This is a genomic window from Sodalis sp. CWE, assembly GCF_019646055.1.
In the GTDB taxonomy this organism is placed as follows: Bacteria; Pseudomonadota; Gammaproteobacteria; order Enterobacterales; family Enterobacteriaceae; genus CWE.
This window is the reverse complement of the sequence record NZ_JAESFE010000001.1, coordinates 136,989-157,660: the sequence shown is the minus strand read 5'-3', so window position 1 is coordinate 157,660 and position 20,672 is coordinate 136,989. Positions and strand designations below refer to the sequence as shown.

Below are 20,672 nucleotides of genomic sequence, written 5' to 3'. Positions count from 1 at the left end.
TTGTGATACGTAAAATTTTATTATTTATTACAATAGTAGGATCTGTATTACTAAGTACAGCATTTTTTGTAGTACAGGAAGGACAACGCGGTATTGTTTTGCGTTTTGGTAAAGTATTACGAGACAGAAATAATAACCCGTTAGTGTATAGTCCTGGTTTACATATGAAAACACCTTTTATTGAAAAAGTTAAAAATCTTGATGCACGTATCCAAACCATGGAAAATCAAGCTGATCGTTTTGTTACCATGGAAAAAAAAGATCTAATTGTTGACTCATACATCAAATGGCGGATCAGCGACTTCAGTCGTTATTATTTAGCCACTGGAGGCGGTGATATATCTAGAGCAGAGGTGTTATTAAAACGAAAATTTTCCGACCGTTTGCGCTCAGAGTTAGGTCGATTAAACGTTAAAGAAATTGTTACAGACTCCCGTAATCGCTTGATGACTGATGTACGCGATTCACTAAATAATGGAACATCTGATGATGATGAAGGAATACAAACAACTTCAATGAGTGCAATCCCACCTGCTCCTTTGGAAACAGAGAAAGAAGTCAGCGATACTTTGTTTTCTGTCAGTCCTAACAGCATGGCTGTTTTAGGGATTGAGGTCGTTGATGTACGTATTAAACAAATTAATCTTCCATCAGAAGTCTCTGATGCAATTTATCAGCGTATGCGTGCTGAACGAGAAGCTGTAGCTCGTCGTCACCGTTCGCAAGGACAAGAAGAAGCAGAAAAGTTGCGTGCTGCAGCAGACTATAAAGTAGCTCGCACATTAGCTGAAGCGAAGCGTCAAGCGTTGATTATTCGTGGTGAGGCAGATGCAGAAACCGCCAAACTATATGCTGATGCATTTAACAAAGATCCTTCTTTTTACGTCTTTATTCGTAGTTTGCGCGCATACGAAAAAAGTTTTAATAACAAAAATGATTTAATGGTACTTAATCCGGATAGTGATTTTTTTCGGTTCATGAAATCGTCAAGTATGACTAGTCAAAATTCTAAGGATTCTTTTAAAATAAAATGATTGAACTACTCTTCTGATTTTTTATATTCTGGAGAATTTTTATCAATTTCTGTTTTTGCAGCTTTTAAGCGAAAAAAGAAATTGCTACTAACATCTCAGATATATTTATTATAGAATAAAGGTACGTTAATTTTTTATTTCTAGTAATTTTTATTTTTTTAAAAAAACAATGCAAAAAACACTCAAATTTTTCTAATCGTATTTATAGTTTTTTACAACTAAATATTAGTTTAATAAGTAAATTTATCGAAATATGAGAAATAATATTACCGTAATAGGTGTACAATGGGGTGATGAAGGAAAAGGCAAGGCTGTTGATTTATTGGCAGAACGAGCAAAATATGTTGTTCGTTTCCAAGGAGGGCATAATGCAGGTCATACTTTGTTCATCAACAATAAAAAAATTATTTTACATCTAATTCCATCTGGAATTCTCCATACTAATGTTATATGCATTATTGCTGGCAATGTTGTTTTGTCGCCAAATGCTTTAGCAAAAGAAATCCAAGAGCTAGAAATTCTAGGTATTCCTACAAAGAAGCGCATACTTATTTCTGATATGTGTACATTGGTTCTTCCCTATCATGTAGCAATGGATAGGGCACGAGAAAAAATTGATCGTGAGAAAGCTATTGGAACAACAGGATGTGGTATAGGACCAGCATACGAAGATAAAATAGCGAGACGTGCACTTCGTGTAAAAGATCTCTTTAACAAAAAAACATTTTCTAATAAACTAAAAGAGATTATAGATTACTATAATTTTCAATTAGTAAATTACTATCGATCTAATAAGATAGACTACCATTTGGTATTAGATAGCATTTTTGATGTAGCTGACTTATTAACTGGACTAGTTACTGATATTCCAGAGTTGTTAGAACAAGCTAGAAAACGCAATGATTTAATAATATTCGAAGGTGCTCAAGGCTCGTTATTAGATATTGATCAAGGAACTTATCCTTACGTAACTTCTTCTAATACCACTATAGGTGGTGTCGCTACTGGTTCTGGTTTTTGTCCACAACATATCGATTATTCTCTTGGCGTAGTTAAAGCATATTCAACTCGTTCTGGTTTTGGTCCTTTTCCCACCGAAATATTTGATGAAATCGGAGAATTTTTATGTATCAAAGGCCATGAATTTGGATCTACTACTGGTCGTCGTCGTCGCGTTGGTTGGTTTGATGCAGTAGCAGTACGTCGTGCAGTGCAAGTGAATTCATTTTCCGGTTTTTTTCTTACAAAAATTGATGTAATGGATGGTTTGCAAGAAATAAAGATTTGCACAGCCTACCGTTTACCTAACGGCCAAATTTTAAAGAAAATTCCGTTTGCAGAAGAATGTTGGGATAAAGTTGAACCAATTTATGAAACCATGTCTGGATGGAATGAAACTATCTCAGGTATAAAAGAATATGATCAGTTACCCGAAGCAGCGCGTCGTTATATTAAACGAATTGAAGAAATTACTGGAGTATCAGTTGATATTATCTCAACTGGACCAAAGCGTAATGAAAAAGTGATACTACATGACCTATTTTCTCATGTCTAAATTGGAAATAGTTAAATCAATAATAAGAAAATTTGGTAAATAGTTTTTATTTGTTCTTTTCTAAGATTTTTCAATCCCAGGCTGCTTTTCTCTTACTAAGAGAAAACAATATTTAGTCTGTTTTTGTGCGTCTGATTACGAATAGCGTGTAATTCAATCTTCATATCATTGTTTAAAACAGTCAAAATTTAAAAAATTTAAATTTTCTTCTGTTTTATACAGACTAATTCCGTATTTCTCTAATTTCTTCTCCATAAAACGCGGTGCAAAATTTAATTGATAATTATAATTAGTCCTATTTTTCGAGTTTGTTTGGGGGATAGTATAAAATGCTAAGAGACCCTTTTCTGGAAAGGGAAAGAGAAAAGTATGTATTTCCAATTCCAAGTCGAGAACTTATTCTTTTTTACTTAGCCGAGCGAGGAAAACCAGTTAATCGAAAAGTGTTAGCGCAAGAGCTTGGCGTAAAAAGGAAAGACCAATTAGAAAATTTATGCAGACGTTTATCTGCTATGGAACGCACAAAGCAATTGGTTGTTACTGGAAATCAATGCTATACAATATCAAGAAACCTAAATTTATTAAAGGGTGTAGTTATTGGACATCGAGATGGCTTTGGTTTTCTTCGTACTGATGAAAGAAAAAAAAATGATTATTATCTTTCACACGAACAAATGAGAATTGCTATTCACGGTGATAAAGTGATGGCGTTCACTTACCAGGATACAGACAAAAAAAATAAGCATGAAGCACAAATTATTCGCATTCTAGTTCCGCAAATTGGTCAAATAGTAGGTAGATTTTTTACCTGTGCTTATAATTCGTTTGTTGTCCCAAATGATAGACGTTTTAATTTTAAAATTTTAATTCCACCAGAAGAAACTAAAGGTGCGCGCATTGGGCTCATAGTTGTTATTGAGTTAACTCAGCGTCCAAACTGGAATGCAAAAGCTGTTGGTAAAGTAATAAAAATTCTTGGTGAGACCTTAAATGCTAGCATGGCAATAGATATTGCATTACGTACACACAATATTCTTTACTCATGGCCACAAGAAGTTAAACAGCAAATTGCTAACCTTCAGGAAGAAGTGCCAGAAATAGCTAAGCGAGGACGTGTTGATATACGTACATTACCGTTAGTGACTATAGATAGTGAAGAAGCTCAAGATTTTGATGACGCAGTTTACTGTGAGGAAAAACGAGATGGAAGCTGGTTTCTTTGGGTAGCAATTGCCGACATGAGCTACTATGTTCGTCCATACACCCCGCTTGACAAGGAGGCAATCCGTCGCACTACTTCAATTTACTTTCCTTCTCAGGTAATTCCGATGCTTCCAGAAAAATTATCTCATGGTTTATGTTCATTGAATCCACAAGTCGATAGATTATGTGTGGTATGTGAAATGGTCATTTCGTCTCAAGGATGTCTTTTGTCTTACAAGTTTTACGAGGCAGTAATGAATTCTTATGCACGTTTAACTTACAACGAAGTTTCACAAATTTTGCAAGGACATAAAAAACTTTGTTTTCAATATAAAAAAGCCGTTAATCCACTAATGCAGTTACATAAACTATATCAGACTTTAGAAAAAGCTAGAGTAGAGCGAGGAGGAATCACTTTTGAAACCGAAGAGATTAAATTTATCTTTAACGCATCTCATCGCATCAAACGAATTGAATCAGTAAAACGTAACGATGCTCATAAACTAATTGAAGAATGTATGATTTTAGCAAACACTTCTGCTGCTCGCTTTGTTGAGAAGCATAAGGAACCGGTACTTTATCGAGTACACGATAAGCCAAGCAATGAACATATTACACTATTAAGAATTATTCTGAAAGAAAGAGGTTTAATTCTTGGTGGTGGAGATAACCCTGGACCAAAAGATTACGCTGACATAATTAATTTAGTTGCAAATCGTCCAGACCATGAAATATTACAAACTATATTGTTACGTTCAATGAAACAAGCAATCTACGACCCAGAAAATCGTGGACATTTTGGGTTAGCTCTTCAGGCCTACGCTCATTTTACCTCTCCAGTTCGTCGTTATCCAGATTTAGTATTGCATCGAGCAATAAAATATCTTCTCGGACAAAAAAATGGAAGGACTCATGGTCGTGCTACGCCAAGCGGCGGTTGGCATTCCAATTTAAAAGAAATGTTACGGTTAGGTCAACAATGTTCACTTAGTGAACGTCGAGCTGATGAAGCAACTCGTAGTGTAACTGATTGGTTAAAGTGTGATTTTATACAAGAACATATTGGTAAAATATTTACTGGTATTATAATAAATATTTTCAATTTCGGTTTTTTTGTACGTGTTAGCAAGCTTTTTATTGATGGTTTAGTACATATTTCGTCCTTGGATAACGATTATTACCGTTATGACAGTATTTCGCATCGATTAGTAGGAGAATTTAGCGGAAAAATCTATCAATTAGGGGATATAGTAAGAATTCGAGTCGAAACTGTAAATGTGATTGATCGAAAGATTGATTTTTCTTTGATTTCTGATCAAAAACGTCTCTCAAATAGAATGATAAAGAAATTAAATATTAATCAGAAAAAAAGAATTTCCAAAAAAGAAAAAAAAAATTGCTATAATAAATAAAATAAAAACAATTCAGTTAATTATTAAGAATAATAGTTTATTTTAAATAAAAGATTAAAACAATTTATAGTTATACGAAAAAAGGAATTAATAGTTTTTTAAAAAAATCTTATACTTTTATCTGTTTAAAATAAACAGTCAATAATTGCTGACATTTTCAATCTTCCAAGTTGAGATTGTGGAAATAATTTATCGTACATAGTAATAAATTATCTGATAATACGGTAAAGAGTATCATAAATTTTATTTGCAGTGAATAACTTATATAAAAATCTAATTCAAAAACTACTAAACAATATCATGAGTAAAATTGTTTACGGTATTCATGCTGTACAATCTATTTTAAAGTGGAATTCTCAGCATTTTATAAACGTATATATATCAAAAGAACGAAAGAGCGATCCTCGTTTACAATCTTTAGTAAAGCAATTAAAAAATGCAGGAATTGTAATTCAGGTAGCTGCACGTAAATGTCTAGACAAAAAAGCGAACAGTACAGCACATCAAGGTATTATCGCCCATGTACAAACAAGTCAATTTCTTAGTGAAAATGATTTGTCAATGTTTCTAACAAGGAGAGATATACTTCCGCTATTTCTAATACTTGATGGTGTTACTGATCCGCGTAATTTTGGTGCGTGTCTACGTTGTGCTGACGCTGCAGGAGTTCATGCAGTGATTGTCCCTCATAATCGAGCAGCACCACTAAACGCTGCCGCCAAAAAAGCAGCTAGTGGTGCCGCAGAAACTGTAACGCTTATTCGCACCACCAATCTAATTCGTACTTTACTTCTCTTAAAAAAGAACAACGTGTTGGTGGCCGGTACTTCTGAATCAGCTGATCATTCTATTTATCAAAGTAAATTGATTGGATCACTTGCATTAGTTATGGGAGAAGAAGGAAAAGGGATAAGATATCTGACGCGTAAATATTGTGATGAATTTATTAATATCCCTATGAGCGGAACGGTCTCTTCACTTAATGTTTCAGTCGCTACTGGCGTATGTTTATTTGAAATAATACGACAAAGAAGAAAAGAAGTTTCCGATTATACAAAGAAAGTTTTTCTAGGTCATGTCTAAAAAATTTTTGCATCGCTAAAATAGCCAGATTTTTTACCTTTAAGTAAATTTATTATAAATATTAACGGTATTCTCTTTTGAAGAGAATCACGAGCAGAATATTCTAAAAATATGCAATGATAATTATTCTTAGTTTGAGGTCTCTAGTGAGAGACTTTTTCTGAGTGGAAGCTACTTGCAATTGCAATGCTGAAAAAAATTAATTATTAATTGTTATTACTTCTTTATAATTTAATGCTCCATAACTATATAGAGCAAACAGATTTTTTAATTTTTAAAAAATTATAATATTCTCAAGTAAAAAGTGTTTTTTACTATAAAAAAGTAAACGTTATCTATCGATATTAGTTACTAATCACTTAATCAAATTTTATAGGTGAGTCTTCAGCAAATAAGTGAGATATTTAGCAAAATCAAATTTTTGTTTTTTAGTATGTTTAACTCTTTTTTAAAAAGAGTTGAAAATTACATTCTTATTAATTATAATCGTGAGAAGTTGTTTGTTTAATTCTTCCAAATAAAAAACAAAAAAATACGTTTCATTTCAGCGTGTGTTCAACTCCAGCATATTGGCTACATTTTGGTATGTGACATTGAATCTATTTTACTTACTGAAAATAAGTTCCATAAAAAGGTAAGTTCTCATGGCAAGTAAATTTTTTAAAAAAAACCATCCGATGCGTCATTATGAAGTTATTTTCATGGTTCATCCTGACCACAGTGAACAAGTTGAAAAAATGATAGATCACTACAAAACGATAATTAACAATGTTAAAGGACAAATTCATCGTTTAGAAAATTTGGGAAGACGCCATTTGGCCTATCCAATCAAAAAATTACATAAAGCTCATTATGTTTTAATGAACATAGAAATACCAAAAACTATAATTAACGAAATAAAATTAGATCTTCAATTTAATGAAGCTATTATTCGTAGTATGATTACGTGTACTAAATTTAATATACTTGAACCATCTCCAATGAACAAAATAAAAAACGAACAACAAGAAATATCAAATCATAAAACTTCCTCCGTTAAATTTGACGAAAATATTAATCGTATAAATCTATAAAAAGAATAAAATGGTAGAGAATAATATAAAATTATCAGGAACCATTTATAGGATTTTTGTTAAAAAAATAAATCCATCAGGCATTCCTTATTATCAATTCATGCTGGATCATCATTCCTTGCAACAAGAATCTGGTTTTTCACGTCAAGCACGGTGTTGTCTATCTGTAATGGTTAGCGGAAATTTGACATTTGATGTTGATCAACATACAATCCTTGGAAAGGAAGTTATCGTGCAAGGATTTATTAATTGCCATCAAAGATATGATGGCCTAAGCAGAATTGTTTTGCACGCCAAAAAAATTGATTTAATAACATCCGGAGAGTGATTTTATGGCGCTTCGCTTTCATCGTCGTAAGTTTTGTCGTTTTACTACGGAAAAAATTACTGAAATTGACTACAAAGATATCACGCTTTTAAAAAACTATATTACTGAATGCGGAAAGATTGTTCCAAGTCGGATTACAGGCACTAGTGCTAAATATCAGCGTCAATTATCCCGCGCTATTAAACGTGCTCGCTATCTGTCTTTATTACCGTACACTGATCACCATCGGTAACGACTTATTTATCTTTGACTGGATAAAACAATGCAAATTATTATGCTTGATACAATTTCTAAACTTGGTAACTTCGGTAAGCAAGTCAGTGTAAAAGCTGGATACGCGCGAAACTACTTAATTCCACAAGGAAAAGCTATTTTAGCCACTAAAAAAAATCTTGAACTTATTGAATCACGTCGCAATGAACTTGAGGTTCGAGCAGAAAATATTCGACGCACTGCCGAAGAACGTGCTTTAAAACTTAAAGAATTAGGTAGTATTACTATTTTTTCTAAAGCAGGTTCTAAAAATAGACTGTTTGGTTCTATCGGTACTCGTGATATCGCAAACGCTATTAGCGATAAAGGAATTAAAATCGTCAAAAACGAGGTCCGCTTAAAAGCGAACTCCCTTCGATCTGTTGGCAGTCACGTAGTAAAAATTCAGGTACATAGAGAAATTTCCGTCAATATAAATATAATAATTCTTCCTGAAACATAGGAATTTGTTTTTAACTTTTAGATCAATTTTTATATTTTAAGCATTAAAATTTTAAATTTAATAGCTCTGAATTAGAACTCATTTTTCGTAAAATAAAACTGCTTGTAGCATCAAAAGTTTTAATAATAAAACGTTTTAGTTCTTTTTAAAAAAGAGGAAAAATTTAGTTTTAATTGATATTAAGCTTTTCCATCAGTTGAATTATAGAAATTTTAAAGAATAATTAAGAAATTCAATTTTTTATTACAACATGATAATAATTTTGAGTTATGGTTCTCAATATAAAAACAAAAAAATTATCATGTCCAAATAAATTAAAGAATATCATCGTCCTTTAAAGAAAAAACAAAAAACATGTATATTATTAATAAGACTTGGTTTTTAAAAAATTTAAATTAAAGGTATAAGCTATATAAATTTTGTTAATTTAAATCTGCAAGATATTTAAATGTTTTTAAAATTTTCTTGCAAAGCAAGAAAAATCCATTTTGATTTAAGATAGGATTCACGCGTTTATTTTTAGCTTTTGAGAAACGAAAAAATTATGTAATACTTTTATTTGACGAGTCTTTTTAAGATCGAAAGAAATATAATCGTAAAGAATTAAAGTTTTTATATTTAAAATAATTAATTCTTATAGGCGTGAAATTGATTTCATTTAACTTATAAGTTTATAAAACTAGGCAACAAAATATTTTTTTTGTAACACACTTAGCTTTTTGTAAAAAATTTTTACAGACTTCCTCTTTCTTTCCTATTCTTTCGACCTTCTTGATAAAAAGAAACATAAAGTTATTAACTATAACATTTTTTCTCCATAAAACTAGATAAAGATCAATCGCTAAGTTGTTTAGTAATTCCAAACTAACAGTTCTAAGACAAAACACTAATTTAATATTTGCGGAATATGTTAAAGAACTTATTTACTATTGATAATAGTTGGTGGAATAAAACTAAAAAATCAAAAAAAAGAACCGCGCTGATTGATTTTTTATAATGAAATTGCTTGCTTTACTATGATCTTAAGTAAAATACAATTTTTTTATAAAAACTAGAATAGATCATTTGAATTCTTCAGTTTAAAAAATTCAATCTAGCTATTGATGGAAAAGCAATATGGTTATAATAGAATTATTATATTGTTAATTGTTTACTGCCGCTCTTTTTTTTGAAAAATTAAATTTTTTGTTTTTAATTTTATTAATTTATTATCGTTTAACAATTGATAACACGCATACAAGTTATAAACAATAATATTATATTGATCTTAATAAATTTGAAATTATGTTTTAATTTAGTAAATTAACTTAATATTAATAATAATTTGCAACACTATTGCTAGTGTATCGATTACATACCAAATAGTTGTTACAACTAAACAAGCAAATAAATGAAACTCATGTTTCTACGTTAAAGACGCACTAAATCTATTTTCAAAGGTTCTTAAACTCATTTGATGAAAGCTTTATTTTCAATAATTAGTAGCGCCAGTTTTAATTAAACGTTACTTCTATACATAGAATTATTGTTTATCATTTAAATTAAGATAATCATAGAATTAATTACCGAAAGTTGATTTTTGCATATTTTTAATAGCTGCTTAAAAAAGTAGCTAAAATAAAATATACCTTAAATCAGGATTTAAACTTGAAATAACCATTAAATTAGCTCTTTTTTAAACAAATTGATATTGTTTACAAATGATTAAATGGCTAAAGCAATTAGAAGAAAAAATTATAGTTTTTAAAAAAATTACATCTGTGTAGTTATAAGCATAAAGTCCTAATAATCTATATTTAAAATTAACAAATCTTCATGCTAACTCATTAAATGATGAAAAAAAACAAATAGCACCAAAAGTTCTGAAAAACTTAGAAATTTGAAGTTATTTCATAATTATTAAGTTAATTCATTAAATTGAAGGCTATAAATGTACTAAATATCATTAACTATAAACCTTAGATGAAAAAATGCTATTGAAAACGCGTTAACCAATTCTCCTTCTATTGATAATGTTCTGATTAAAGGCATTTACATCGTAAGATAAAAAATAAAAAACTACATTAAGCTTGAATATTAAATGAAAATTTAAATTCAGTTATAACTCACGAGCTTGTCCAACGAAAAAATTAAAAAGTTTTTTAGATAGGTATTCGACATGTAATAGTTTTTCGAAATTCACTAGAGATCTTAAAAATTAAAATCAAAGACTTTTAATTATCTTCGTTGTAATTAGTAATTTATTTTATAACAATTAAATTCAGACTTTTATTTTAAAACTTATAACTAACTCTTTCGAAACTAATTTTTACTTTTCTCTTAAAAAATTACAGTTAACAAATCACTCTTTCTTGTAAAGAAATTTTATAAGAGATTTAGATTAGAAAAAACAAAAATGGTGTTTGCTATTTAAAGCAATATTTTTGAAGCGGAAATATAATCAAATATATGAGAAAGTTATCATCATTAATAGTATTATAGTTAAAAATACTTTTGGACATTATAATTGAAATAATTAAATAAAATATATCAAACTGTAGACGTCTTTTAAACAAAGACTAGATATAATAATTCATTTAAAAATAAATGTTAACTTAATCTTATTTAACTCCTAAACTTACCAGTTTATTTTAGAGCATGTACTACTGGAGGTATTTTTTCTGGAGGTTCCAATAAGAAACTCAAAAATTTCTGAATAGCGGCTATTTTTGATCTTTTCGTTCAGCCTTACTTAATCAGAAGTCATGAAAAATTAAATTTCTTAACGAAAATAGTGCTATCTTCACAGTTCAAATGATTTGTTTAAATCATTAACTGAAAAAGAAAGGATGGTTACTTTTCTATTACAAACTAAATTACAAAGGAAATTTCTTTTAATGCTACTTTGTTACGTAGGTAATTGCATAAATCGAACTTGATTTATAAAATTTAAATATTTACTTTTTGACTTAATTGACTTAGCTTTTAAATGTCAAAAATATCGTAGTAGTTTCCATTTGGAAAATAATGATTCTATGTTATATCTACGATTTTATAATCAAAAATCTAAAATTATTTTTTCCTCTATTAAAGATAGCTTTTTTAATCGAGAGAAATTTAACTTACAATTAGTAAAGTAGAATGATTTTACAATTTACTAACATTAATTTTACTTTTAGTTGCTCTAACTCGATCAAAAGCGGAAAGAATTTCGGTTTTTGCTTTTTCGGCATTACTCCAACCTTCTACTTTTGTCCATTTGTTATTTTCAAGATCTTTGTAATGATCAAAGAAATGAACTATTTGTTCTCGTAGTGATAAAGACAAATCATCAATGTCTTTAATGGAAGCAAATTCTTGCGATAATTTAGCGTGTGGTATTGCAATTACTTTTATATCTTTACCCGATTCATCGATCATATTTAACATTCCAACTGGACAGCATCTTATTACACAACCTGGCTGCAATGGAAAGGGTGTTGGCACTAACACGTCGATTGGATCTCCATCCGAAGATAATGTATGATTGATATATCCATAGTTACAAGGATAAGACATTGTGCTTGACATAAATCGGTCAACAAACAAAATACCACTATTTTTATCAACTTCATATTTATTGCGACCAGAATTAGCCGAAATTTCAATAATTACGTAAATATCTTCTGGAAGATTTTTTCCTGCTGGAACTTGAAGCAAACTCATATTTACTTTCTCTAATTACTTAGCATGTATTTTTCGTATAGAAATAAAAAGGATTATCTAATTATGGTAGTTATAAAAAAATGTTGTCAATACTCTCAATCTATATTTACATCATTCTAGTATAGAAAATTCTACTTCTTAATTAATGGATAAAATTTAATGCAATAAGATTATCAGTTAATTTTGCTAAAAACAGAAACTAAATATATTTCTTTATTTATAAATCTTGCTGTACTGTTACGCAAGCTAAACTTTTTAATGCATCGCGATAAGGAGATGGAGATAAACAGCTGAGACTAGCAATAGCTTTTTTCGCTTCTTTTTCTGCACAGCGGCGAGTATAAACAAGAGAGTTGCATTGGTGCATTATATCTAGAATGAATTCCATTAGATGACGTCCTTTACCTGTTTTGATAGCATTTCGGATTAAAGCTGCCTGCTCTGGTTTGCTGTTTTGCATAGAATGCAGCAATGGAAGAGTAGATTTTCCTTCATTTAAATCACTACCAAAATCTTTTCCTAAAAATTTACAATCTGTACTGTAGTCTAGTAAATCATTGATCAATTGAAAAGCAGCGCCTAAATGTCGACCATAAGCACAAAGTTTTGATTCCTGATATTCATTAGCACCAGCTAAAATAGAAGAGGCTTGTGCAGCTACTTCAAACAACCTTGCAGTTTTACTATAAACGATTCGCATATAATCATTGATAGTGATATCTGGATCGTGGCAATTCATTAATTGCAAAACCTCACCCTCAGCAATAATATTAACTGCCTCTGACATTAGTTTTAATACCCGTAGTGATTCTAAAGTAGTCATCATTTGAAACGCTCGAGTATAGATAAAATCACCAACTAATACACTAGCTGCATTACCAAACTCCGCATTAGCTGTTGCCTTCCCTCGACGCATATTGGATTTATCTACTACGTCATCATGAAGTAACGTAGCAGTATGAATAAATTCAATTAAAGCAGCAACGGTTATATGTTGCTTCCCTTGATAATGCAAAGCTCTTGCAATTAATACTGCAATCATTGGTCTTATACGTTTTCCGCCACTACTAATAATATAGTGTCCTAATTGATCAATCAAAGCAATATCGGATTTAATCTGTCTGTGAATTATCGTATTTACCTCTGCCATATCTTGCGCAGTTAGTTTATTAATTTGTTGAAGATTCATTATTATTAATTAAATTAAGAATAGCTCACTAGTAACTAGTTATATCACACAACATGATAAAGAACGCTAAAAGCGTATCAATCATTAAATTATTAAAAAAACAAAAAGTATAAGGTAAATAGGAATTTTTCTTCCAAAGAGGGGAATATTCTAAACTTTAGGAATTTTTTTCTACAAAAATTACACTTGCTTTTATAAAAAAAATCAGATATAAAAAGGTCGTGTTAGATAGTTTTTGACAACTAAAAATTAAAATAAGGAAGTTGAATTTCTATGTATGCGATTTTTCAAAGCAGTGGTAAACAATTTTTGGCAAGCAGAGGACAGATCGTTCGTCTCGAGAAATTGAACACAGAAAAAGGCAAATTTATTGAATTTAAAAATGTTATGATGATTACTGATGGTGAAAAAATACAAATTGGTACTCCTTTCTTATGTAGTGCTAAAGTTATAGGAGAAATCATAAATCATGGTCGACTTGATAAGATAAGAATTATTAAGTTCCGTCGTCGCAAACACTATCGTAAGTCTCAAGGACATCGTCAATGGTTTACTGACGTAAAAATTAATAATATCAGTATTTAGAGTTTAATATAAAAAATTATGGCACATAAAAAAGCTGGTGGTTCTACACGTAATGGACGTGATTCAAAAAGTAAGCGTCTTGGTATTAAACGATACGAAGGAGAAATAGTAAATGCTGGAAGCATTATTATTCGGCAACGTGGAACTCTCTTTCATCCTGGAAAAAATGTGGGTTGCGGAAAAGATCATACACTTTTTGCCTTGAAGACAGGGCGAGTTCAGTTTACGTTTAAAGTTTCTACAAACCAAAGGCTAGTTAATATTAGATATTAAAATAACTTGTTTATTGTCTTGCTTACTAATAAAATTTTACTTTTAATGGATTACCTCCTAACTAAACTTAAGAAGCTTTTTAACAAAGTAGGATAATTTTAAAAGCAAAAGAACGTACTGTGTAGGTTTTCTTAGGATCTATTTAGTTAGATTTTAATAAGTTACAATTATAGTCCGCTGAGCAAGACCCCTGTACCCTTACCTTTCACCGAGTTTATCTACAAAATTAGAGCACAATACGATTATTACATGATAGAACCTTAATCAACAAATGAACCATAAAATTATTGTTAAATTTAGTTAAAAAATATATTTTATCTAATTTATGAGGTTAATGATGAAGTTTGTTGACGAAGTTAACGTTTTAGCAATGGCAGGAGATGGTGGAAATGGTTGTATCAGTTTTCATCGTAGCAGATGTGTACCTCGCGGTGGACCTGATGGAAGCGATGGAGGTGATGGAGGTAGTGTATGGTTACTAGCAGATGAGAATGTAAATACTCTTATTGATTTTCATTTTAAAAGAATCGTTCGTGCCGAATGTGGTCAGCATGGCCGAAGTCGAAAGCGTACCGGAAAATGCGGAAGGGATGTTATAATTACGGTTCCAGTAGGTACTAGAGTGATAGATCTAGATACTAATCATTTAATTAGTGATATGATCAACCATACCCAGAAACTAATGGTAGCCAGAGGAGGAAAACGCGGCCTAGGAAACATTCATTTCAAATCATCGATCAATCAAACTCCATATCAAAGAACTAACGGAAAAAAAGGACAAATCCGATCGATTCAGCTGCAACTAATGTTATTAGCAGATGTTGGCATGTTGGGCCAACCTAATGTTGGTAAGTCAGCATTTGTTCGCACAGTATCAGCAGCTAAGTTAAAGGTAGCTGATTACCCATTTACTACTTTAGTGCCAAAATTAGGAGTAGTACGAATAAATAATAAAAAAAGTTTTGTAATTGCAGACATTCCTGGATTAATCAAGGGTGCTGCAGATGGAGCAGGTCTAGGAGTTCGTTTTCTTAAACATTTAGAGCGTTGTCGAATGTTGTTACATTTTGTTGATTTAGCTCCTATTGATCAATCTGATCCAGTAGAAAATGCTAGCAATGTTATTAGTGAATTAAATCGATATAGTGAAAAATTAGCTAATAAACCATGTTGGTTAGTGTTCAATAAAGTTGACCTTCTTACTCAAGAAGAAGCAAAATCACGCGCTAGTACAATTGTACATAGGCTAGGTTTAGAAAAAGAAAAGTACTATCTAATATCTGTTATTAATCGTTTTGGTGTAGAAGCTCTTTGCTGGGATATAATGTCTTTTATTAAAGATAAAACCAGAAAAATTGCTGTATAGCTATATTTAAAAGTAAAAAATTAAGAGCATTATTAAAAATAAAACAGAACTGTCTTTTCTGGAACTTTTTTTATTGAGAAAAGATAATTTCTTTATATGAAAGAGCTAATTTCTATATTAATTTATTTACATACAGTGCTATTTTTTAGCAGTTTTTCACTTTTATTGAAGATAATTATATTTCTTACTAAGAAGAAATCTTCCAGTTTTTGGAATCTGATGTATAACCAAGCAAAAAGTAATAAAATAATTTTATCAGCTGCTTTAAGGTATAAGAAGCCTCTCTTCTTAAGAAGTTATAATATTAGTTCTCTATTAAAAAGTGGATATATTAAAAATAAGGCGAAACATATTGATATACTATCCATCTATAAAAAGAAATAAAAATTTTATATTCAATAATATATTGAATAAAGCTAGTGATAAATTTATAGTTGTTAATGCTTTAAGCTATAAAAGTAATACCTAAACCTTTAGAAGGAAAACCGTTTAAATAAATAAGACGTTGCTAAATGGATATATAGTTATGAACCAGATTCCGATGACCTTACGTGGCGCTGAAAAGTTGCGGAAAGAGTTGGATTATCTAAAAAACATCCGTCGACCTGAAATAATCAAATCTATTGTTGATGCTCGAGAACATGGTGATTTAAAAGAAAACTCTGAATATCATATCGCAAGAGAACAACAAGGATTCTGCGAAGGTCGTATTCGTGAAATCGAAGCTAAACTATCCAATGCACAGATAATTGACGTAACTAAATTAACTCCAAGCAATCGTGTTGTTTTTGGTTCTACAGTTAGTATAGAAAAATTAAATACTAATGAGCAACATAAATATCGTATTGTTGGTGATGATGAAGCTAATTTCAAACAAAGTTTAATTTCTATTAATTCTCCAATCGCTAGAGGCTTAATAGGAAAAGAAGAAGGAAATCTTGTAACAGTTACAACTCCTGGTGGAGAAGTGGAATATAAAATACTTAAAGTAGAATACTTGTAAGATTCATTTATTAAAGTCACTATATTAAACTTTAATGTTCCAATTTTTTCTTATTAACTTATTTTGTTTTTAAATCTTTGTTTAAATTAAGTTTACTTACTCAACGGAAAGACTATATATATTTACTTCGACGGTTAACTTTTGAAAAAACACTTCGTTACTTTTAACTTAAATGTGTTTTATCTAATATTTATTGAAGTAAAATACTCTACCGTTATATCGTATATATCCTCATTTTATGACGATTTTAAAGAAAAAGTAATATATCTTTTTCTTCAATTTTTGCTCTTCTTAAAGAGGAAAATTAAAATAATTTGGTTTTGTTTAAAAAACAATCATGAAAAAACATTCTCCAAGCTCTTGTCGTTGGCTACACAGAAATTTTAATGATAAATACGTCCAAAAGACAAAAGAAAAAAAGCTACGCTCTAGAGCTTGGTTTAAAATTGATGCGATACAAAAAAACAATAAATTGTTAGAGCCAGGCATGACAGTGATAGATCTTGGTGCAGCGCCTGGTGGTTGGTCCAAATACGCCGCTAAGAAAATTGGCAACAACGGTTCCCTTATCGCTTGTGATATTCTATCAATGAGCCCCATAGTAAACGTTAATTTTATTCATGGAGATTTTCGTGAACCTGCAGTAGTAAAAAATATTTATAGGCTTATAGGAAAAAAAAAAGTGCAACTGATTTTATCTGATTTGTCACCTAATATAAGCGGAGTGCCAGAGATCGATATTCCAAAATCCATACATCTTGCACAATCAGCTTTAAATTTTTGTCGGAATATTCTGTCGTCTGGTGGGAATTTTTTGGTTAAAATCTTTCAAGGAGAAAGTGTTAATGATTACATAAAAGAAACTCGTTCTCTATTTACAAAAGTAAAAATCTGTAAGCCCGACTCCTCCAGGACTTGTTCTCGAGAAGTATATATTGTGGCGATGGGACGTATATTATAATTCGAATCAAAATTATAGTATTGGTAGGTTCCTGCGCTAATTGTTAGCACTAATGTAATTATGAGGTTAAACCCCTTGAGTGATATGGCCAAGAATTTGATTCTCTGGTTAGTAATCGCAGTTGTCTTAATATCGGCGTTCCAGAGTTTCGGTCCTAGCGATACCAGTGGACACACGGTAGACTATTCTACTTTTATGTCTGAACTAAACTACGATCAAGTTAAAGAGGTTCACATTAACGGTCGTGAAATTACTGTCACTAAGAAGGACAGTAATCATTACACCACTTATATTCCTGTTAATGATCCTAAGTTACTTGATATTCTTTTAACTAAGAATGTTAAAGTAATAGGTGAACCTCCAGAGGAACCAAGTTTACTTGCATCTATCTTCATTTCTTGGTTTCCAATGTTGTTACTGATTGGAGTTTGGATCTTTTTTATGCGTCAAATGCAGGGAGGTGGAGGAAAAGGAGCAATGTCATTTGGAAAAAGTAAAGCTCGAATGTTGTCAGAAGATCAAATCAAAACAACGTTTGCAGATGTTGCTGGTTGTGATGAGGCTAAAGAAGAAGTCAGTGAGTTAGTAGATTATCTACGTGAGCCAAGTCGATTTCAAAAGTTAGGTGGAAAAATTCCAAAAGGAATTCTTATGGTAGGACCTCCAGGAACCGGTAAAACTTTGTTAGCTAAAGCTATTGCTGGAGAAGCAAAAGTTCCATTTTTTACTATTTCTGGTTCAGATTTTGTAGAAATGTTTGTTGGTGTTGGTGCCTCACGAGTACGTGATATGTTTGAGCAGGCAAAAAAAACGGCACCTTGTATCATTTTTATCGATGAAATTGATGCAGTGGGAAGACAACGTGGTGCAGGTCTTGGTGGAGGTCATGATGAACGTGAACAAACATTAAACCAAATGTTAGTAGAAATGGATGGTTTTGAAGGCAACGAAGGAATTATCGTTATTGCCGCAACTAATCGACCAGACGTCCTTGATCCTGCGTTACTTCGACCAGGTCGTTTCGATCGTCAGGTAGTAGTTGGTTTACCTGATGTTCGTGGACGTGAACAAATACTAAAAGTACACATGAAACATGTTCCACTTGCATCAGATATAGATCCATCCGTTATTGCAAGAGGTACACCTGGATTTTCCGGAGCTGACTTGGCGAACTTAATAAACGAAGCAGCACTTTTCGCTGCTCGTGGTAATAAACGTGTAGTATCAATGATTGAATTTGAAAAGGCTAAAGATAAAATCATGATGGGAACTGAACGTCGCTCAATGGTAATGACAGAAGCGCAAAAAGAATCAACTGCTTATCATGAAGCTGGACATGCAATTATAGGAAGATTAGTACCAGAACACGATCCTGTACACAAAGTAACGATTATTCCTCGTGGACGCGCACTTGGAGTTACTTTCTTTTTACCTGAAGGAGATTCTATTAGTACCAGTCGTCAGAAATTAGAAAGCCAAATTTCTACTTTATATGCCGGCAGATTGGCTGAAGAAATTATTTATGGACCAGAAAAAGTATCTACTGGTTCTTCCAACGATATAAAAGTAGCAACCTCTATTGCTCGTAATATGGTGACACAATGGGGCTTTTCCGAAAAGCTTGGTCCGCTTTTGTATACAGAAGAAGAAGGAGAGGTGTTTCTTGGTCGTTCAGTAGCAAAAGCGAAACATATGTCTGATGAAACGGCACGCATCATTGATCAGGAAGTAAAATTGCTTATTGAACGAAATTACGTACGAGCTCGCTCTCTTCTTATAGAGAATATGGACATTTTACATACTATGAAAGATGCGTTAATGAAATATGAAACGATCGATGCATCACAAATTGATGATTTAATGAATCGAAAAACTGTTCGTTCTCCAGCTGGTTGGAATGAAAATTCCTCTGGAAATAATAATAATGGAAAATCATCTGGCATTCTTGCTTCAGTAAGTGAAGAAAAAACTATATTGAATTCTATCAATTCCATATTAGAACAATATGGAAACCAGTAACAACTTTGTTCGGAATCGCAAAATAATCCTATTAAACAGTCATTAGTCCAATAAATGTCTATGTTAGAGGACTATAATGATATTCAACATTATTTAATAGCAAGCATCTTTACTGAAGAAACAAAATAAGTATAAATTAAAATATCGTTATTTCTAATATCAAACCTTATTAAGGACTCACGTGAAACTTGTTGCGTTAGGACGTACGCTTAATTTAGAAGCCCCAAATGTTATGGGAATACTTAATGTTACCCCAGATTCCTTCTCTGATGGGGGTAAATATCAAACTTTAACTAGCGCAATTGATCACACGGCAGAAATGTTAGCCAATGGAGCAACTATTATTGATATCGGTGGAGAGTCTACTCGTCCAGGTGCGCAAACGATTAGTGACGAAGAGGAAACAGAGCGTGTAGTACCGATAATTATGGCGTTATCGAAACGCTTTGATGTTTTTATTTCTGTTGATACTTCCAAATCACTTGTAATCAAGGAAAGTGCAAAAGCTGGAGCGCATTTAATTAATGATATTAGAGCATTACGTGAACCAAATGCGCTTAAAGCTGCTTTGAATAGTCAGCTTCTTATATGTTTAGGACATATGCAAGGAGAACCAAGAACTATGCAAGCAAATCCAAGGTATAAAAATGTTTTTGAAGAAATAAAAAAGTTTTTCGCACAGAAAATTTCGCATTGTGAAGCGACTGGTATCAAAAAAAATAGATTATTAATTGATCCGGGTTTTGGTTTTGGAAAAAATTTAGAGCATAACTATCAAATTTTGGCACAATTAGGACAATTGCATTGCTTCAATCTACCATTAGTAGTAGGAATGTCTCGTAAGTCGATGATAGGAAATATAATAAATGCTCCAGTAGAAAAAAGAATTTTTGGGAGCATTTCCTGTGCTGTTATAGCTGCTTTGCAAGGAGCACAAATAATTCGAGCACACGATGTTAAAGAAACTGTAGAAGCGATGAAAATAGTAAAAGCCATATTTAAAGCAAAAGAATTTATACAAAAGAGTAAGAATACTTAGAGATAAAAAATTAAAGTTAACTATTATTTTTAAAACACCTAAAATTTAAATATAAGGAAATACCCAAATAAATTTAAATCTTAATATTGATTATAGATCACAAGAAAAAATTCATCCATAATGAGTTTACTTATCAAAACAATACACAAT

At 31.4% G+C, this 20,672-nt stretch carries 16 protein-coding genes and 1 pseudogene; 15 read left to right on the top strand and 2 right to left on the bottom strand.

Annotated elements, in window-relative coordinates; translation table 11 throughout:
• Window positions 1–5: 5 nt before the first annotated feature.
• The 8 genes from hflC to rplI all read left to right on the top strand — a co-directional run bounded on the left by hflC (window position 6) and on the right by rplI (window position 8,403).
• On the top strand, window positions 6–1,034 hold the full coding sequence (gene hflC, locus JK145_RS00655) for a protease modulator HflC (protein WP_220665228.1): 1,029 nt from the start codon (window positions 6–8) through the stop codon (window positions 1,032–1,034).
• A 253-nt stretch (window positions 1,035–1,287) separates the two neighbouring features.
• Window positions 1,288–2,589: an adenylosuccinate synthase gene (locus JK145_RS00650; RefSeq protein ID WP_220664960.1), complete on the top strand. Its 1,302-nt coding sequence runs from the start codon at window positions 1,288–1,290 to the stop codon at window positions 2,587–2,589.
• Window positions 2,590–2,918: 329 nt separating this feature from the next.
• A complete protein-coding gene (gene rnr / locus JK145_RS00645) occupies window positions 2,919–5,204 on the top strand; it encodes a ribonuclease R (protein ID WP_220664959.1) in 2,286 nt (761 codons plus the stop codon).
• 300 nt (window positions 5,205–5,504) lie between these two features.
• Window positions 5,505–6,287, top strand: coding sequence for a 23S rRNA (guanosine(2251)-2'-O)-methyltransferase RlmB (rlmB, locus tag JK145_RS00640; RefSeq protein ID WP_220664958.1), 783 nt, complete (start codon window positions 5,505–5,507; stop codon window positions 6,285–6,287).
• A gap of 677 nt (window positions 6,288–6,964) precedes the next feature.
• The gene (rpsF, locus tag JK145_RS00635; protein ID WP_220665227.1) at window positions 6,965–7,360 is read left to right on the top strand and encodes a 30S ribosomal protein S6; all 396 of its coding nucleotides are present in this window, start codon (window positions 6,965–6,967) and stop codon (window positions 7,358–7,360) included.
• A 10-nt stretch (window positions 7,361–7,370) separates the two neighbouring features.
• The gene (priB, locus tag JK145_RS00630) at window positions 7,371–7,688 is read left to right on the top strand and encodes a primosomal replication protein N (protein ID WP_220664957.1); all 318 of its coding nucleotides are present in this window, start codon (window positions 7,371–7,373) and stop codon (window positions 7,686–7,688) included.
• Between the two features lie 4 nt (window positions 7,689–7,692).
• On the top strand, window positions 7,693–7,920 hold the full coding sequence (gene rpsR / locus JK145_RS00625; RefSeq protein WP_220664956.1) for a 30S ribosomal protein S18: 228 nt from the start codon (window positions 7,693–7,695) through the stop codon (window positions 7,918–7,920).
• A 30-nt stretch (window positions 7,921–7,950) separates the two neighbouring features.
• Window positions 7,951–8,403, top strand: a complete 453-nt coding sequence (gene rplI, locus JK145_RS00620) for a 50S ribosomal protein L9 (RefSeq protein WP_220664955.1) — start codon at window positions 7,951–7,953, stop codon at window positions 8,401–8,403.
• A 3,126-nt stretch (window positions 8,404–11,529) separates the two neighbouring features.
• Here the strand turns inward: rplI and ppa are convergent.
• Window positions 11,530–12,087 carry an inorganic diphosphatase gene (ppa, locus tag JK145_RS00615; RefSeq protein ID WP_220664954.1) on the bottom strand — a complete coding sequence of 186 codons (558 nt, stop codon included), beginning with the start codon at window positions 12,085–12,087 and terminating at the stop codon, window positions 11,530–11,532.
• Between the two features lie 217 nt (window positions 12,088–12,304).
• Window positions 12,305–13,276, bottom strand: a complete 972-nt coding sequence (gene ispB / locus JK145_RS00610; RefSeq protein ID WP_220664953.1) for an octaprenyl diphosphate synthase — start codon at window positions 13,274–13,276, stop codon at window positions 12,305–12,307.
• Window positions 13,277–13,549: 273 nt separating this feature from the next.
• Here ispB and rplU point away from each other — a divergent pair, with 273 nt between their 5' ends.
• The 7 genes and pseudogenes from rplU to folP all read left to right on the top strand — a co-directional run bounded on the left by rplU (window position 13,550) and on the right by folP (window position 20,522).
• The gene (gene rplU / locus JK145_RS00605) at window positions 13,550–13,861 is read left to right on the top strand and encodes a 50S ribosomal protein L21 (RefSeq protein WP_220664952.1); all 312 of its coding nucleotides are present in this window, start codon (window positions 13,550–13,552) and stop codon (window positions 13,859–13,861) included.
• A gap of 18 nt (window positions 13,862–13,879) precedes the next feature.
• Window positions 13,880–14,134: a 50S ribosomal protein L27 gene (rpmA, locus tag JK145_RS00600; RefSeq protein WP_220664951.1), complete on the top strand. Its 255-nt coding sequence runs from the start codon at window positions 13,880–13,882 to the stop codon at window positions 14,132–14,134.
• Between the two features lie 337 nt (window positions 14,135–14,471).
• Window positions 14,472–15,473, top strand: a pseudogene (gene cgtA / locus JK145_RS00595) (Obg family GTPase CgtA); the annotation flags it as partial.
• A 553-nt stretch (window positions 15,474–16,026) separates the two neighbouring features.
• The gene (greA, locus tag JK145_RS00590; protein WP_220664950.1) at window positions 16,027–16,503 is read left to right on the top strand and encodes a transcription elongation factor GreA; all 477 of its coding nucleotides are present in this window, start codon (window positions 16,027–16,029) and stop codon (window positions 16,501–16,503) included.
• 337 nt (window positions 16,504–16,840) lie between these two features.
• Window positions 16,841–17,464 (top strand): 23S rRNA (uridine(2552)-2'-O)-methyltransferase RlmE, encoded by a 624-nt coding sequence (gene rlmE, locus JK145_RS00585; RefSeq protein WP_220664949.1) that lies wholly within the window; start codon window positions 16,841–16,843, stop codon window positions 17,462–17,464.
• Between the two features lie 84 nt (window positions 17,465–17,548).
• Entirely contained in the window at window positions 17,549–19,483 is a 1,935-nt protein-coding gene (gene ftsH / locus JK145_RS00580; protein WP_220665225.1) for an ATP-dependent zinc metalloprotease FtsH, read from the top strand.
• A gap of 181 nt (window positions 19,484–19,664) precedes the next feature.
• Window positions 19,665–20,522, top strand: a complete 858-nt coding sequence (gene folP / locus JK145_RS00575) for a dihydropteroate synthase (RefSeq protein WP_220664948.1) — start codon at window positions 19,665–19,667, stop codon at window positions 20,520–20,522.
• Window positions 20,523–20,672 lie beyond the last annotated feature (150 nt).

Bases quoted from the DNA above. Each gene is read 5' to 3' on its own strand.
- JK145_RS00650 (WP_220664960.1), top strand. From the start codon at position 1,288: ATGAGAAATAATATTACCGTAATAGGTGTACAATGGGGTGATGAAGGA.
- rnr (WP_220664959.1), top strand. From the start codon at position 2,919: ATGCTAAGAGACCCTTTTCTGGAAAGGGAAAGAGAAAAGTATGTATTT.
- rlmB (WP_220664958.1), top strand. From the start codon at position 5,505: ATGAGTAAAATTGTTTACGGTATTCATGCTGTACAATCTATTTTAAAG.
- rpsF (WP_220665227.1), top strand. From the start codon at position 6,965: ATGCGTCATTATGAAGTTATTTTCATGGTTCATCCTGACCACAGTGAA.
- priB (WP_220664957.1), top strand. From the start codon at position 7,371: ATGGTAGAGAATAATATAAAATTATCAGGAACCATTTATAGGATTTTT.
- rpsR (WP_220664956.1), top strand. From the start codon at position 7,693: ATGGCGCTTCGCTTTCATCGTCGTAAGTTTTGTCGTTTTACTACGGAA.
- rplI (WP_220664955.1), top strand. From the start codon at position 7,951: ATGCAAATTATTATGCTTGATACAATTTCTAAACTTGGTAACTTCGGT.
- ppa (WP_220664954.1), bottom strand. From the start codon at position 12,087: ATGAGTTTGCTTCAAGTTCCAGCAGGAAAAAATCTTCCAGAAGATATT.
- ispB (WP_220664953.1), bottom strand. From the start codon at position 13,276: ATGAATCTTCAACAAATTAATAAACTAACTGCGCAAGATATGGCAGAG.
- rplU (WP_220664952.1), top strand. From the start codon at position 13,550: ATGTATGCGATTTTTCAAAGCAGTGGTAAACAATTTTTGGCAAGCAGA.
- rpmA (WP_220664951.1), top strand. From the start codon at position 13,880: ATGGCACATAAAAAAGCTGGTGGTTCTACACGTAATGGACGTGATTCA.
- greA (WP_220664950.1), top strand. From the start codon at position 16,027: ATGAACCAGATTCCGATGACCTTACGTGGCGCTGAAAAGTTGCGGAAA.
- rlmE (WP_220664949.1), top strand. From the start codon at position 16,841: ATGAAAAAACATTCTCCAAGCTCTTGTCGTTGGCTACACAGAAATTTT.
- ftsH (WP_220665225.1), top strand. From the start codon at position 17,549: ATGGCCAAGAATTTGATTCTCTGGTTAGTAATCGCAGTTGTCTTAATA.